The organism is Methylosinus sp., from assembly GCF_036560965.1.
Classification (GTDB): Bacteria; Pseudomonadota; Alphaproteobacteria; order Rhizobiales; family Beijerinckiaceae; genus Methylosinus.
Window position 1 is genome coordinate 1 of the sequence record NZ_DATBQF010000082.1, and the last position, 15,535, is coordinate 15,535.

Below are 15,535 nucleotides of genomic sequence, written 5' to 3' on the forward strand. Positions count from 1 at the left end.
GACAAGTTCTTGCGGCGCGTGCTTTCCCTGTTCCGCCGTCGGAAGAACAACGCCGCATCGTCGCCAAACTGGATGCGCTGGACGCGAGCGCGAAACGCGCCCGCGCCGATCTCGACCGCATCCCCACCCTCGTCGCCCGCGCCAAACAGGCGATTTTGGCCCGTGAGTTCGATCGGATAGTCGAAGGCTGCGATCTCGTGTCCTTCGGAGACATGTTGGAACACCTCACAAGCGGATCTCGCGATTGGTCTTCGTACTACGATCGTGGGTCGTGCGTTTTTGTCCTCGCAGGCAACATAAGGCCGCTATATTTCGATCCAGAACCCAAAAAGATGATCGACCCACCCTTGGACAGTCGCGACGCTCAGCGTTCTCGCATTCAGAAGAATGACCTATTGCTGACGATTGTCGGCGCCGGAACAGGTGATATTTGTGTCTTTTCCGGTGACTATGAAAACTATTATGTCTGTCAGAGTGTCGCGCTAATACGATTAAAAGACCCTCGCTTAGCTCTTTTCTTCTCCTATTGGTTCAATGGAGAGAAACACGGCCAAGGGGATTTTACTCGAGCGATGTATGGAGCAGCGCGCCCACACCTGAGCTTCGATCAAATTCGCGAGTTTCCCGTTCCATTAATTTCGTGGCCGCAAGCTGCGGCCTGCGTGGGGCGCATCGAAGCCGCCTTCGCGAAAATCGACCGCATCGCCGCCGAGGCGGCTTCGGCGCGCGCGCTTCTCGATCGTCTGGATCAGGCGATCCTCGCCAAAGCCTTTCGCGGCGATCTCGTCCCCCAGGACCCGAGCGACGAGCCGGCGGAAAAGCTCCTCGAGAAGATCAAAGCCGCGCGCGCCGCGCCGCCGGCCCGCAAGGCGAGAAAAAAGCAATCGTGAGACGGCGCCAATGACGACCTTCGACTCCACCAAAATCAGCCTGCCGCAAATCCTCGAGGACATCGTCGCCGGCAGAATTCAGCTGCCCGATTTTCAGCGCGGCTGGGTGTGGGACGACGAGCACGTGCGCTCTCTCCTCGTCTCGGTCGCGCGCTCCTTTCCGGTCGGCGCGATCATGCTGCTGGAGACGGGCGGCGATGCGCGCTTTCAGACGCGGCCTGTCGAGAACGTCTCCTTCGCTGGTCCCATTCCAGCGCCACAATCGCTCATTCTCGACGGCCAGCAGCGATTGACGACGCTGACGCAAGTGCTGAAGCGCTCCGGCCCGGTAAAGACCTTCAACGACAAGGGCGCGGAGATCGAGCGCTATTACTATATCGACATAGAAAAAGCGCTGGCGGACGACACTTTCGAGGACGCCTTCTTCGCCGTGCCCGCCGACAAGAAGCGGAAGAGCGATTTCGATCGAAAGATCGACCTCGACCTCTCCGATCGCGCCAAGGAATGCGAGAACTTCTGCTTCCCCTGCAACGAGCTGCTCGATACGCGCGAATGGGAGAACATGCTCTCGGAACTGGACTTGACGAAGTTTCGTCGCTTCCTGGACTTTCGTCGAAAAGTCTCCGACGTCTTCCGCGCCTATCAAATTCCGATGATCAAATTGTCGAAGGAGACGAGCAAGGAAGCCGTGTGCCTCGTCTTCGAGAAGGTGAATACGGGCGGCGTCTCGCTCTCCGTCTTCGAGCTCGTCACCGCTTCTTTCGCCGCCGATAATTTCAATCTGCGCGACGATTGGTTCGGCAGCGCCCAGCGCAAGGTGGAAGGGCGGCAAAAACGCCTGCACGCCGAAGCCAATCTGACATCGATCGAGCCGACCGATTTCCTCCAGGCGATCGCTCTGCTGCACACTTACGAAATCCGAAAGCTGGACCTCGCCAATGGCAAGACCGGCAAGGCGATCTCCGCCGTCAGCGCCAAGCGCGCGGCCATTCTGAATTTGCAGCTGACGACCTACATGGAATGGGCGGATCGCGTTGAGTCGGGCTTCCGGCTGGCCGCGCGCTTCCTGCGCAAGGAGCTGGTTCTTTCGACCCGCGATCTGCCCTATCGCACGCAGGTCGTGCCGCTCGCCGCTGTGCTCGGCCATTTGCAGGATCGTTGGCTGGAGCCGCGGATCTACGAAAAGCTCAGCCGCTGGTTCTGGTGCGGCGTGTTCGGCGAGCTCTATGGCGGCGCCGTGGAGACCCGCATCGCGAATGATGTGGAGGAAATATTCGCCTGGATCGACGGCGGCTCCGAGCCGCGAACGGTGACCGAGGCCAATTTCCAACCCAATCGACTGAACACGCTACGCTCGCGTCTTTCCGCCGCGTATAAGGGGCTCAATGTCCTGGTTCAGCGTGAAGGGTCGAAGGACCTCTTTTGGAAGGCGAGCATTCGCGATCTGGAGGCCGATGAAGTCGCGATCGACATTCATCATATCTTCCCCAAGCAATGGTGCGAGGAGCGTACCCTTCGCCCGGCCGATTACGACAGCATCATCAATAAGACGCCGATCTCCTATAAGGCCAATAGAATGATCGGCGGGCATGCGCCGTCGCAATATTTGCGGAAGCTACAGGATCATAGGCAGGTGGGGCTCGACGACGATAGCATGAACCAATTGCTGGTCAGCCATCGGATCGACCCCGCCGCGCTGCGCAACGACGACTTCCGCGCCTTCTATCAGGCCCGCGGCGAGGCGCTCTGCGCGATCATTGCGGCCGCGATGGGGAAGACGATCGATGCATCGATCGTGAAGTTCTTCAACGGATAGCGTCGGTTTCTCGGAATCCCGGTACGGATCGACTCGCGCGATCGCGCTGTTGTCGTCCCGTCAGCCGGTCTTCACGGCGGCGGGCGCGGATAGTCGTATTCCGATCGCGACCCCTTTCTCGAACAGAAGCTCAATTCCCCGATCCTCGAGCGCCCGCTGGAGATCCAGCAGGGTCCTGTCGTGCGGCACGGTCGCGCCGCGTTCGAATTCTGCGATCGTCCTGCGATTGACCAGGCAGGCGTCGGCGAGGTCTTGCTGCGAGAGGTTCAGCCACCCTCGCGCCGCTCGAAGCTGCGCCGCGGAAAGGGCGGGGATGGGCTGCTTGGTCATCATCTGTTAACTATAAAACATGCCATTTAGTGCGTCAATTCCTATTTTGTGATCTAAGCAGCGCGTGCTCTCGAGCAAAAGGAGTGAAGAGACATGCCTGCCAATTGTAATCAGCCTCCACGTCCCGAAGCCGTTCGTTGCAGCGACGAACTCACCCAGGCCGCCCGCGCCGCCGTCCTCAGCGCGGTCGCGACGAAGTTTCCGCCGGAGCCGCTTTTCGATCCGGCGCTCTCCCGCGTCTTGTCGACTTGCGCATCGGTGGTGAAGAGACATGGCCGCCTTCTGGAAACGGCGATCATCGAATCCCTCGCGGAAGCCGGCGCGGAGGTCTGGCAGGCCGTGAAAATCCCGTACACACGCGCGGCCTTCGCCTTTGTCGTGTCGCCGGACTACGCCCTGAACCGCAATCGTCTGCTCTCGCATGACAGCGACGACATCGCCGGCTGGTTCGACGCGGATATTCTGACGGTCTACGACGGTTGGGCGGCGGCGCTGCAAGTGCGACGCGGCGGCGGCGCGACGGAGCCGACCAAGCGAAAGAGATCAGAGCGCGAGATACGGGCCTTGAATCTCACCCTGTCGTCGTGGCTTCGCCAGCAAGGGTTTGCGGCCATCGAAACGGCGACCGTGGCCGCCGTCGACTGGCTGGGCCAAGCTGGTTTCTCCGAGGACGTCGTTCTCCATGGCGAGGACATCGATCGTTTCTTGGGAGTTCCGGCGACCGCGAAAATCGCCGCGTTGAGCGACGTGCTCCGCCATGAACTCGACCACCAGATGAACGCGCTGCTGCGACCCATGGTCGTCACTTTCGAGCACAATCGGGGCATGCGTCAGGCGGTCATGGATCGCCCCTTTGCGAAAGCCCCGGAGGACCGAGGCGCTATGCGCTTTCGGCCGCATGCGCAAGTCCAGCAGCCTGTCGAGAACGAGCCGGCGCGGCGCGTCCGTTCCAGCGGGCGCCAGCTCGGGCTCTGATCGCGGCGACTCGAAAGAGCGCGGGGTTTTTTCCGCGCTCCTTCGGACTTCGACAGCCGATGCGCGCGATCCCGCCGTTCCAGCGCCGCTGTTCCTCTTCTTCAGTTCGTATCAGTGGGACCTTCACGATGTACGCCGATCCATTCTCCATTTCTGACACCGTCGACAAGACGCGGACGCTTTTCGAGAGCGATACTTCGAGCGCCGTGGTCAATTCTCGCGGGAGGGGCCGATGAGCAAGCTCGGGCGCCTCGGAGGCGAGGACGACATTTTCGATGCGGTGGACGATGACGCCGACGAGCCGGCGCGGAAGGCGGTCTCCGTCGCCGACGCGCTCGCATGGGAATGTCTGCGGGCGGCGCTGCCGTCCGACCTGCGCCGGCGCATCCGACGCGGCGACCCGGTCGCCGTCATTGTCCAAGCGCCCGGCGCCGAATGGTGCGGCCCCCTGACGCGTGTGCTGCGGCGCGACTCGGCGCAAATCCTCTGTGTGTCGCGCGACGGCTCCTCCCGTCGCGAGCACGAGCCGGCGAAAGGCAATGACGAAGTGGCTTGGGGCCTCGCCGGCGGGCGTCCCGTCATCGGCGTCTCACAGGATCCGCAATCGTTCCTGCCGTCCGCGCTTTTATCCGCGGCGGACGCGCGCGTTTCCGTCGCGCCGCCCGATGCGAATATGCTCCGCCGGCTCTTGCGAAAGCATGCGCGCGGCAAGGCTCCGACGGAGATTCCCGACGGAACCGCGGCGGCGCTGACATTCGCCGAGACGGTCAGCGCTTTCCGCGCCGGCGCATCCGCACGCGATGTCGTCGCCAATCTCCTCCGCGCCGCGGAGTCCAAGAAAGCGCACGTCGGCGGCGCCGTTGCCGACGTTCCGCCGCTCGACTGCCTTCCCGCCGATCTTCGCCGGCTGGCGCAGGATATAGTCTCGGGCGTCGCCGACTATCGCGCCGGCCGCATCCGTTGGCGCGACATGCCGACGACTGCCGTGCTGCTCGCCGGCCCGCCCGGCGCCGGAAAGACGACTTTCGCCGCGGTCCTCTCGAGGGCGTTGGGCGCTCCGCTGATTACGGATTCCTGTGGGCGGATGTTCGCGCGGAGCGGCGACGCCGGCCATCTCGGGACGATTGCCCGCGCGATGCAGGACTGCTTCGATGCGGCGCGCGCCGCCGCGGCCATCGCAGGCGCCAGCGTCCTTTGCCTCGATGAATTCGATGCTGCCTGTCCGGACAGAGCGTCGATGGACCGCCGCGGGCGAGATTTTTGGGCGCCGCTGGTGACCCTCGTTCTGACTCTCCTCGAAAATCACGAGGGCGTGATCATCGTGGCCGCCTCGAATTGCGGCGACGCCATCGACGCCGCCGCCACCAGGCCCGGGCGACTGCGACGCGTCGACGTCGGCCCGCCGGGCGTGGAATCGCTCATGCGCGTGCTGCGCTGGCGGCTCGGCGGCGCGCTCTCGACCGTCGCCGATACGGACCTCCTTGCGGCCCTTCGCCTCGCCGGCCCGGCCGCGACGCCTGCGCAGGCGGCCGACTGGGCGCGCGACATGCTCCAGGCCGCCCGCGGGGCCGGGCGTGCGCCGGCCCTGGACGATTTGCTGCGCATCATTGCGCCGCCCGACGAGCGCACCCCGGCGGATCGCCGAGTAGCCGCCATTCATGAGGCGGGTCACTGCGTCGCCTATCGGGAGGCCGGAATGCAGATCGCCTCGGCCTCGATCATCCCGCGCGGCGCATCCGGAGGGGAAACGCGCGCCGTCGGGCGACGACCTGAATTCCCGACCAGGGCCGAGCTCGACGCCGGCGTCATGATCCTGCTCGCAGGGCGAGCCGCCGAAGAAGTCATTCTCGGCGCGGCGTCGACCGGCGCGGTGGCGGATCTGGCCATGGCGACCCGCGCGCTCGCCGAGGGCCACGCCGCGCATGGGCTGGGGGAGACTCTGCTGCATCGAAGCGACGCCGCCGGATCGCTCGCCTATGACCGCGATCTGCGCGAAATCGTCGAGGCGGACCTCTCCCGCCTCTATGCGCAATCGCTCGCCCTGATGCGCAGGCGGCGCGGCGATGTCGAGCAGATCGCCGAGGCGCTGCTCGCGCGGAGATTTCTTGCCGGGGACGAGGTCGCGGCGCTCATCGCGGCCTCCGGAGCCCGCGGCCCGAACCCGCGCGGCAGGGACTCATGAGCAAAGACGGCGACCTTCTCGACGACGTGGCTGCCTCTGGCAGGTGCACGAATGGCTCCGACCCGAGGTCTACCGTACCGTCTTGATGGCGGCCCTGCACGCGATTGCGGGAGCCGTCCTCGATGAGGCAGAGAGGCGCGCAGGTTTAGATCGGCTTTCGCTCGGAAGCACACGACTGCGCCATCTCCATGTAGTTCGCCGGGGTTCAGGTTCTGCCTCTCCTTTCAATGTCCAGACGGGGCCGAAGATCAAGGCCCTTCGCCATGAGTTTCACCGCGCCCCCAAGCTCTTTTGACAGCCGTTCAGCTTCGTCATTCAATAAGATCAATAGTTCGTCGAAATCGAGTTTTTTGCCTGATTTCGGATGATCCCATTTCCGATTTTTCGAGATTGTGACGAGTAGACATCCCGCATGGCACTCGTCAGCCGCCATATATTTCGTTAACAACTGATCATGGATCGTATTGAAAAGATCGGTTCCCGATCGCTCGTCAGCAAGCTTGAGCTCAATAACTCCTTGCTGACCGGAAGCGGTCGATCTAAGTCGAATATCGGTCTCCTTCTCGTCAGCCGTTACTGATTCCTGGTCGATCGTGTAGCTCCGGTTGGCGGCATTGCACAACACGCGCGCCAGTTCTCGACGCATGAGGTGCTCGTCAGTGATGCCTGCCCATAGTTCGCGTGGTGAAATATCCCGGAGCAAGAGATCATCAATATCGTCGAGCCGATCGCGCATGAGCGCAAACATGGCTTCGGTCGTTTTGGGCGGTGCCTCTCCCGTCCTGTCCAGAACGGCAAATTCGGCCTCGGTCAATGCGACTGCGTCGGCCTCCTCAGCGGCCTTTTCATATGCGACGGCGATTACTCGGTCCTTGATATGCTTGAACAGTGGATCGGCCGTCATTTCGAGCTTGGTGTCCCACCCTTCGCTGCCTGTCGTCGCAAGTAGAGCCGAAAGCACACTGTTACGTGCTCTCTCCGCGTTATCCCGCACGTCGGGCGAATAGGAACCCTCATGGAACGCATCATCCTTGATCCGGACATGCAGATATGCTGCCCGAAGAATCCGAAGCAGAAGCGGCGGTGTAAATCCGGCAGACCGGAGATCGATTCCGATGCCGCCATAGTCGCGGGCGAACAACTTCGCGAGCAGTTGGACGCCCACGCCGGCCTTCGAGACCGGAGCGTCCTTAAGCCCTTTTTCAAGCGTCTCGACACCGGAAAGCGCGTCCAGATGAAGTAGAGCGCAAAGCCAAACGTCTGCGAACGGAACCGCTAGGCCATCTGCCAGACCTTGCCTAGCGGTCATCGCAATAAACTCGCGATCATTGTCGTTGCCGCTTTTGACTAGAATTCCGATTGCTTGTCGGAGATTTTGTCCAGATTGCGGGTCGTTAGGGTCGGCGTCGATTTTCCCGACTTCCGACAGCCAGGCGCGAATCCTGGGCACGAAAAGCGCTGCGATGAACGGAGACGCGTGACTGATGTTCTGCAAGAACATCGAATACCCGTTGCTATTCGCCACCTCGCGTAGCGACAGGCTGAGTTCTTCGCCGAGGACACGATCAACTGTTGCACGATATTCGATGGCAAGGCTTTCAAGCCAAGAGGGAAAGCCGTTGAGCTCAATTGGTGCATATCGACAGGCCAGCTCAGCTTCCTGCTCGGTTAAACGCTTCGCCCATTTCTCATCTTCTGCCTCCGCGGCAATCCCGGCGAGACCGAACTGCCATCTCACCAGAAACGTATCCTTCTCTCCCTCTTGGCGTTCGCTGCGGAGCGTAGGCCGATCTTTGCGCCACGCAGCCATCATGGTTTCCCGCAGCCGATCGGCAATAGTCTTACCAAACTGCTCCTCAATGAACCGCCTGTTCCATCCAGAGGCTCGACTTTCCCTGCCGGAACGATCAACAGCTTGCCATAGATTCCATGCCGTATTCTCGGCGCGGTCGACTGTAAAAACTGCGTCTGGGTTTTGCGCAATCTCGCGCCAAAACATTACCCAACTTGCATGCGCCTTCGCCTTGCGTCTTTTCGCATGTTTCGTTCGTTTCACATTTGCTGCCTCCATCCGACGAAATTCTGCGTAACCATCCGGTGGCTTTAAGCGACTGTCGATGATTGTCACGAGGCTCGGCGCGTCCGAGACAAATGTTTTGAGATGTTCAAGCAGTTCTCGATGGTCGGCCGCGTCACGGTTGAGCAGTTGCATTTCGGCCCACAGCATCATTTCCCGATGTTCCAACGGTTCTTTCGGATCGGCGAGCCGCTTTCGAACCCAGCGGGCGTCCTTCTCATCGGTGAGCTGGATGCCGCCGCATTGCGAACGCTCGTACGTTCGTTGCCACGCATCAGCGGTTGTATACAAACGCGCCAGAAAGGCATCTTCCTTCCAATATGCGGCCTCGCGCGTGTTGGCGGGAAGACCGGCGAGCACTCTCTGTAAGTCTGCCAAAGTCTCTTCTTTTTCGAGCCGATGCTTGCTCGTGAGGCGCACCGCCAGCAGGCTCGAATCTATCCACGCCGCAGCCGCGACTCCCTCCGCTGCTTGGCGGCGGCACGCCGCAACGAGCGCGGACATCAAGTCCGGCCGCTTGGTCCGAAGATGCGGGAACTTATCGCGTTCCCACGTAATGCCATCGACAATCAATTCCGTCAGCAATTGACGCAATTGGTCAAGATACTCCAGAGAAAGATTGCCCGTCTCGATAGCGCGCGGTAGCCAGAAATTTAGCTCGCCTACGCTGCGGGACTTTTCTTGCACGCGCCGCAAAATTTGCGACAGACGCGTGATCGGCAGGTAGGTTGGAAATAAGGCGACAACGGCCTTGCGCGCCATTTTGTCTGGCCAGCGATCTGGATCAGCCTCGATCGAAGCCGCGAGCGTCTCAAGGCGCGAATCGTTCAACTGACAAAGAGCCTCGATTGCGAGATAGCGCTCGCTGATCGGTCGTTCACTGTCGATCGCAGATGCGTAGGTAATATCCGCGCATTCGCCGAGCTTGCCGAGCCCGACAATCCGCAACAGGAGATCGCGAACTTCCGGGTTCTCTATGCCTCGGCTCCACAGTCGCTTTACGCTGTCGGCAAGTTCCGGAGATGCAAAGCGGTGCACCTGAATGCGAGGCGTACGCAGGCCACGCCATCCGCCGAGACCGTAATGTTCCGCATACGCTTCCAGCGCCTTGATGCGTTGCGCCGGCGTGAGTGATTGTGGGTCGCCGTGGTCCAAAATTACGGCCGGATCGAGTGCAATGATTTCGTCAAGAATAGAGTCGCGTGAAGTGGCCAACCAAGCGGCAACCGGGCGCATCGACGGCCGAACCGTACGTCCCCCTTGTGCCGTCTCTGTGAATAATAATCGCTTAATCGACTTAATTGAGGAGCCGCGGCTCAGCATTGCATCGAGCCACTTCGCAGCTAGAAATTCGGTCACAGACCGATGGTGAAAGCGTATGCGGCCGTAACTTGCAAATCCAAAGAGAGGCCGCTCCAATAATGTCGCCTGCTTCTCGGCGCTCCAATCATGCAAAATCTTGGACGCGTCTAGCGCTGCTTCACTTGCATGAACGTTGTCCGATTCGGCGCTATGCCGCAGTGTGAGCTTGCGGGTCAACATCGCGGCCAATGCCAACCGGCTGGCTCCCTCGATGGCCGCTTCATGCGACAACTCTGTTCTCTCCAAGCGGTCGACGCGTGGTTTCAATTTTATCGCGATGTTGGTCTCGACTTGGTCACGATGGCAACGGATGCGGTGATGCTCACGCCAATCGGAGCACAATTCGACTAAATCCTGTGGCCGCTGAGCGAACTCTTCCGCGTCGCGCTGGCGAATGTCTTCGAGAAGCGCGTCAGGGTCCTGGACACCTTGGAGCGTCGCGAACTCGCGCATCTGTTCGAGCGACAGCGGCATAAGATGGACATTGCGAGAGGCCTTGGCCGCTGCATCGTCCGCAGGTTTTTCATCTTTGCAACCCAACATCATGTCGGCGAAGGCTTTTGCGGTGGAGCCGACTTCCCCCGTCATTGGAATTGGTAGATGTTTGACGATCAACTCTCGATCGATCGGAACGGGGCGGGTCGTAATAATAATCCGCGCACGACCGAGTTGACCCGCGAGAGCCTTGTTAAGGCGCTTCAATGCTTGCTCGAATTTGCCGTGAGTTAACTTCAATTCGTCGATGGAATCTAAAAAGAAGATCGCGATTTCTGATTGCGAGCGCAGCCATGCATCGAACCGCGCCTCCTCGTCCGCATTGAGCATTTCGCGAACTGAACTGACTGCCAGTGTCGCAAGCTCAAGGAAAAATGCCGGCTCGCCCGCATTCCACAGCTCGGCCTGTTGCGATCTGCACTCGTAAGTCTTGCCCGAACCCGATTCAGATACGATTAGGACGCGTCGGGACCGAAGTAGCTCTTCCCAGCCAAAACCGCCGGCCCAGCCGGCCCTGGCGAGAGCGGAAACCTTCTCAATATCAGCGACTTCTGCATCCGACAGGTCACCGAAGGATCGCTCGATAGAGCGCGATTCTCTGTGTGGCTTGGTCATCAAATATCCAGGTCGCCAGCTTATGGTAGAATTTAGTCTATGCTACCTAACAGTATATGATCGACCTGTATTTCTCCTCAACGCCAGTTTCACAGCCGAGAGAACTCGCTCACCCCCACATTCCCCGCATCTTCGCCCGCACATCGAACCGCGGCCCACCCCCGGCGAGACGCTCGCCCGCGGCCGCGGCGGCCGGCCAACTCACGCAATCGAAATGCCGCAGCATCTCCGCCGGAATGAAACGCGTGCGCGCGGCGTAGACATGCCGGTCGCCCTGCGTCGGCTGGCCATGGGTGAAAAATCGTTGCGGCGTCATCAGGCGCAGGCTGTCCTTCGCGCGCGTCATCGCGACATAGAGCAGTCGGCGCTCCTCCTCTATCTCCGCCGCCGTCCCCGTCGCGAGATCGGAGGGGATGCAGCCGTCGACGGCGTTCAGCACGAAGACCGACTTCCACTCCTGCCCCTTGGCCGAATGGATCGTCGAGAGGATGAGATAATCCTCGTCGCGCAGCGGCGGACCGGCCTCGTCGCTTGTCGCGTCCGGCGGGTCGAGCGTCAACTCGGTGAGGAAGCGCTCGCGTGAGGGATAGCAGGCGGCGATCTGCTCGAGCTGGACGAGATCAGCGAGGCGGCTCGGCGCGTCCTCGTGCAGGCGCTCGAGATGCGGCTCATACCAGCGGCGCGCCGCTTCCATTTCCGCCGGCCAGCCCTCTCTCGCGTGCAGCGTTTGCAACGTCGCGACGAGGCCGCGCCACTCCTCCCCGGCGCGCGGCGGCGTCGGCGCCTCGGCGAGGCAGGCGAGCGGGTCCGGAAGCTCGATGAGGAAGTCGAGAATCTTCTGCGCGGAGGAGGGGCCGACGCCGGGCAGGATTTGCAGAATGCGAAAGCCGGCGACACGATCGCGTGGGTTCTGCGCGAAGCGCAGCAAAGCGAGAACATCCTTCACATGCGCGCTGTCGAGGAACTTTAATCCGCCGAATTTCACGAAGGGAATATTGCGGCGCGCGAGTTCCAGCTCCAGCATGGCGCTGTGATGCGAGGCGCGGAACAGCGCCGCCTGCTGCTTCAGCGTCATGCCGGATTCGCGCGCCTCCAGCACGCGCTCGGCGATGAAGCGGGCCTGATCGCTCTCGTCGCGCACGGTGACGAGCTGCGGCCGCTCCGATGAGCGGCGCTCGGTCCAGAGGTTCTTGGCGTAGCGCTCGGCGGCGAGCGAGATGACGGCGTTGGCCGCGGCGAGGATCGGCTTGGTCGAGCGATAATTGCGGTCGAGCGTGACGATTTCCGCCGGCGGCGTGAAGCTCTTCGGAAACTCCAAAATGTTGCGCACAGTGGCGGCGCGGAAGGAATAGATGGATTGCGCATCGTCGCCGACGACGGTGAGCCCATGGCCCTTCGGCTTCAAGGCGAGCAGGATGGAAGCCTGGAGGCGATTGGTGTCCTGATATTCGTCGACGAGAATATGATCGAAGCGGCCGCCGATCTCCTCTGCGACCGCTTCGTCCTGCATCATCTGCGCCCAATAGAGCAGGAGATCGTCGTAATCGAGCACATTCTGCGCCTGCTTCGCCTCGACATAGGCGGCGAATAAGCGGCGCAGCTCGTCATGCCAGCGGGCGCACCAGGGGAAGGCGCCGAGCAGCGCCTGCTCGAGAGGGATTTCGGCGTTCACGGCGCGGGAGTAGATCGAAAGACACGTGCCCTTGGTGGGGAAGCGGCTCTCGGTCTTGGAGAAGCCGAGCTCGTGGCGGATGAGATTCATCAGATCGGCGGAGTCCTCGCGATCATGGATGGTGAAGGCGGGATCGAGCCCGATGGCGCCGGCATATTCGCGCAGCAGCCTCGCGCCGATCGCGTGAAACGTGCCGGCCCAGGCGAGGACACCGCCGCCGCCCTTTGCGCCCAGCGCCTCGTCGCAGATGCGCTCGACCCGCCGCGTCATCTCGGCGGCGGCGCGGCGGGAGAAGGTCATCAGCAACATCCGTCCCGGATCGGCGCCCCGGACGATGAGATGCGCGACGCGATGGGCGAGCGTGTTGGTCTTGCCGGAGCCGGCGCCCGCGATGATGAGCAGCGGGCCGCCGGCGGAGGGCGACAGGTCGTCAGCAAGCCCGTGCTCGACGGCGCGGCGCTGTTTGGCGTTGAGCTTTTCGAGATAGGCGACGGCGGTCATGGGCGAATCGGCGGGGTGAGTAGGCCAGTGGAGTGAATCATGATTCTTGTTTTGTTCGCAATGGCGGCGTATCTCGGGGGAGGGGAAAGCGAGGCTGGTGGCGCGGGTCGAATTTCCGTGAGGCGCCGCCCGGGAGGGGCGTTGATTCGAACCCGCGTCCGCAATGAACCGAGGGCCAAAAGGTCAATCGTCCTGGAGCTTTCGGCGTGTAAGGTTTAAACAAGACGTCCCTAATAGTTAACTCCATCGTCGAGTGCTGCTGCCAGCAGTTTTGCGCGCTCTCTAAGTCCATTTTGCTGTTCAAGAGCGAAAAGTCTTCGTTTAGCCGTATCAAAATCCATAAATGGAGAAATGTTGCCTTTTTTTAGAACTTTGAACCTGCCTCGATCGCTGCTGTCAATGATAGTCATCATGTGTTCAAGTGTCTCGATAAAACCCTCATCAGATATAATATTGCTTTCGAGGAGCCGACGTGGCCCTATTTCATCACCCCCTTGGCGCCAAGCGAAAAGCAGGCTTATTGGGTGAGGCGAGGCAAACACGTCCAAGATAGACATCATCCGATAGCGATTTAGCATTATTTTGGTTATCAAATCCAGTTCTTCATTCGTAAATAGCCACTCCCCGTCAGGACGCCGCTGTCTCTCGTCTATTCGACCTTGAGCAAACGTCTCGCGCCGAAGCAATGATGTTAGCCAACCGATCGCCAGTCCTTCTCTAAACATCGCTTCAATCACAGTACCACGATGATCAGGCTCAAGGCGGAGGAGAAGAAATGGAATCGGCTGCTGTGCCCGATCCCATATCGACCCGACCCAAAACAGATCGAAAGGGTTGCTTCGATACATCGTATCCATAATCTGTGATAGTGCTATTAGCATATTTTCGCATTGCTGAGATGATAATATTTTATATGCGCTACCACTTATACGGTCTAGCAAAAGGTCAGCCTTGGTTAGGGAGCCAGCTGCATGTTTGTTGTGAAGTCTTAGCAGCTCATCTCCTGCTTTTTCAGCGCTGTGTTCAGCAGCTGACCACATTGATGTAACGTCGTCTAGGGCAAGCGCATGTGACGGCCCAATCAGAGCAAAGTAAAGCTTGTAGTGATCTGGGCTTGCTAGCCGCCTCTTTTGTATATTATCATCACGCTCACGGGTACTTATTTTCTGGAAAATTTTGAACGAGTTCCCATCGTCGGAATAGTCCGCTTCAACGCCCGGAAGAGTTTCAGCAAAATTGTGTCGATATATCAGGTCGTCAAAATGACCGGGGGGCACCATATTGTGTAGAGCTTCGAGTTTCTGCTTCTTCTCTGCTTCCTCTACGCGGGCTATGCCCAATGAGAGCACGGCGGCAGTTGAGCAATAATCCTCGATCCAGCGATAGAGGTTTGGATTTCCATCTTTGATAAATTGAAGCCACACGAAGTCAGCGAGATCGGCTTTTACCTCACGAAGCGCCGGCCAAAAAAATCGGATCGAATCGAGAGTTCGTACGACCGAGCGAGGTGTTTGCAACTGTCGGCCACCCTCGTAGTCTATTACAGTCTTTAGCCTTGAGAGTTCATCTTCATCACTTGCTGAAGCGATCAGGTGTAATTCGTCAGAGAACCATTGGCGCAGTTGCAATTGCTCCGGCTTCGGAACCATCGCGGTCAGCTGAACAATCTTTTGCAGGTATGATTGACCACTCTTTACGCCGACTGCTTTCTCGATGCTGTGCGCAAGAATTTCGCCATCATAGCAGAGCAAATAGATTATATTAGGGAGGTCGACAACGGAGCGAACAAGCCGCAATATCTCAATAACCTCTGCGGGCTCAAGCCGATCTACGTCGTCTATGGTAATGATGAACCGCTGGCCGAGTTCGCGAAGCGATTTACCTAGCTTGTCTTTGAGGTCAGAGAGCGGAGGCGGGGCCTGCTTCCCACTCGCTAATTCTCCTGCTGCCTTGACGCCCTTACCAGCCAATTCGACCGACGCCAATCCCAAGGCATTGCCAGCGACTTCGATCGCGGCTCCCGCCTTACTCAAAACGCCCACAAAACTTCGAAGCGCTTCCGCGGCTTTTTTGGCCTTTGTAACCGATATAGGTTGCACGTCGCCCGCGCTTAGGGCGACTTGATCAAGCTTGTTAGCGAGTTCGCCGAACAGGCTCGTGATTAACGCATCCCGATTGCCTATCAACCAAGGCCGGAAATTTATTACTGTCGGCTGCCGGTCCTCTGGAAGCTTTCTAAATTCGTCTTCAATCAGGAATAAAAGACTCGACTTCCCCGAGCCCCAGGCTCCTTCGATCCCAATAACAAGACCGTCTTCGGATGCATGGTCCACAAGTGAAATAGAGAGCCGCTTAGCAACCTCACGAAATCCAAGCCTATCCTCGTCGCCTGAGCTAAGAGCCCGGTCTCCTATGATCGAATGATTTTGGTCTGCTTCCATTTTTATTTTACCACGTTGTTAAAGGCGTTTTGAGGTGAAGTCAAGTTCTACGGCTGGTCCAGGGGGTGCTGCAATTGACTTGGTTGCGGTAGATCCGAGTGCTTGCTTTTTTCAGGCGATCAGAGGTCAGATTGATATTACATTACTTACTTAATCTTGGCTATTATGGTCTCGCGGCG

The 15,535-nt window shown here is 59.7% G+C and carries 7 protein-coding genes and 1 pseudogene; 4 read left to right on the forward strand and 4 right to left on the reverse strand.

Annotated elements, in window-relative coordinates; translation table 11 throughout:
* Together VIF40_RS21240 and VIF40_RS21245 are read left to right on the forward strand one after the other, a co-directional pair.
* Positions 1 to 890: pseudogene (locus VIF40_RS21240) on the forward strand (hypothetical protein); the annotation flags it as partial.
* Between the two features lie 10 nt (positions 891 to 900).
* Positions 901 to 2,706, forward strand: a complete 1,806-nt coding sequence (locus tag VIF40_RS21245) for a GmrSD restriction endonuclease domain-containing protein (protein ID WP_331939516.1) — start codon at positions 901 to 903, stop codon at positions 2,704 to 2,706.
* 60 nt (positions 2,707 to 2,766) lie between these two features.
* Here VIF40_RS21245 and VIF40_RS21250 read toward each other — a convergent pair whose 3' ends face one another.
* Positions 2,767 to 3,039 (reverse strand): helix-turn-helix transcriptional regulator, encoded by a 273-nt coding sequence (locus VIF40_RS21250; RefSeq protein WP_331939517.1) that lies wholly within the window; start codon positions 3,037 to 3,039, stop codon positions 2,767 to 2,769.
* Positions 3,040 to 3,129: 90 nt separating this feature from the next.
* On the opposite strand from VIF40_RS21250, the gene VIF40_RS21255 reads away from it, so the two are divergent.
* Entirely contained in the window at positions 3,130 to 4,011 is an 882-nt protein-coding gene (locus tag VIF40_RS21255; RefSeq protein WP_331939518.1) for a hypothetical protein, read from the forward strand.
* 232 nt (positions 4,012 to 4,243) lie between these two features.
* Complete coding sequence (locus VIF40_RS21260) at positions 4,244 to 6,193, forward strand: AAA family ATPase (RefSeq protein ID WP_331939519.1); 1,950 nt, start codon at positions 4,244 to 4,246, stop codon at positions 6,191 to 6,193.
* 205 nt (positions 6,194 to 6,398) lie between these two features.
* Here VIF40_RS21260 and VIF40_RS21265 read toward each other — a convergent pair whose 3' ends face one another.
* The 3 genes from VIF40_RS21265 to VIF40_RS21275 form a co-directional block, all read right to left on the reverse strand.
* Complete coding sequence (locus tag VIF40_RS21265; RefSeq protein WP_331939520.1) at positions 6,399 to 10,742, reverse strand: hypothetical protein; 4,344 nt, start codon at positions 10,740 to 10,742, stop codon at positions 6,399 to 6,401.
* 109 nt (positions 10,743 to 10,851) lie between these two features.
* Positions 10,852 to 12,915: an ATP-dependent helicase gene (locus tag VIF40_RS21270; RefSeq protein WP_331939521.1), complete on the reverse strand. Its 2,064-nt coding sequence runs from the start codon at positions 12,913 to 12,915 to the stop codon at positions 10,852 to 10,854.
* Between the two features lie 230 nt (positions 12,916 to 13,145).
* Positions 13,146 to 15,356 carry a KAP family P-loop NTPase fold protein gene (locus VIF40_RS21275; protein WP_331939522.1) on the reverse strand — a complete coding sequence of 737 codons (2,211 nt, stop codon included), beginning with the start codon at positions 15,354 to 15,356 and terminating at the stop codon, positions 13,146 to 13,148.
* Positions 15,357 to 15,535 lie beyond the last annotated feature (179 nt).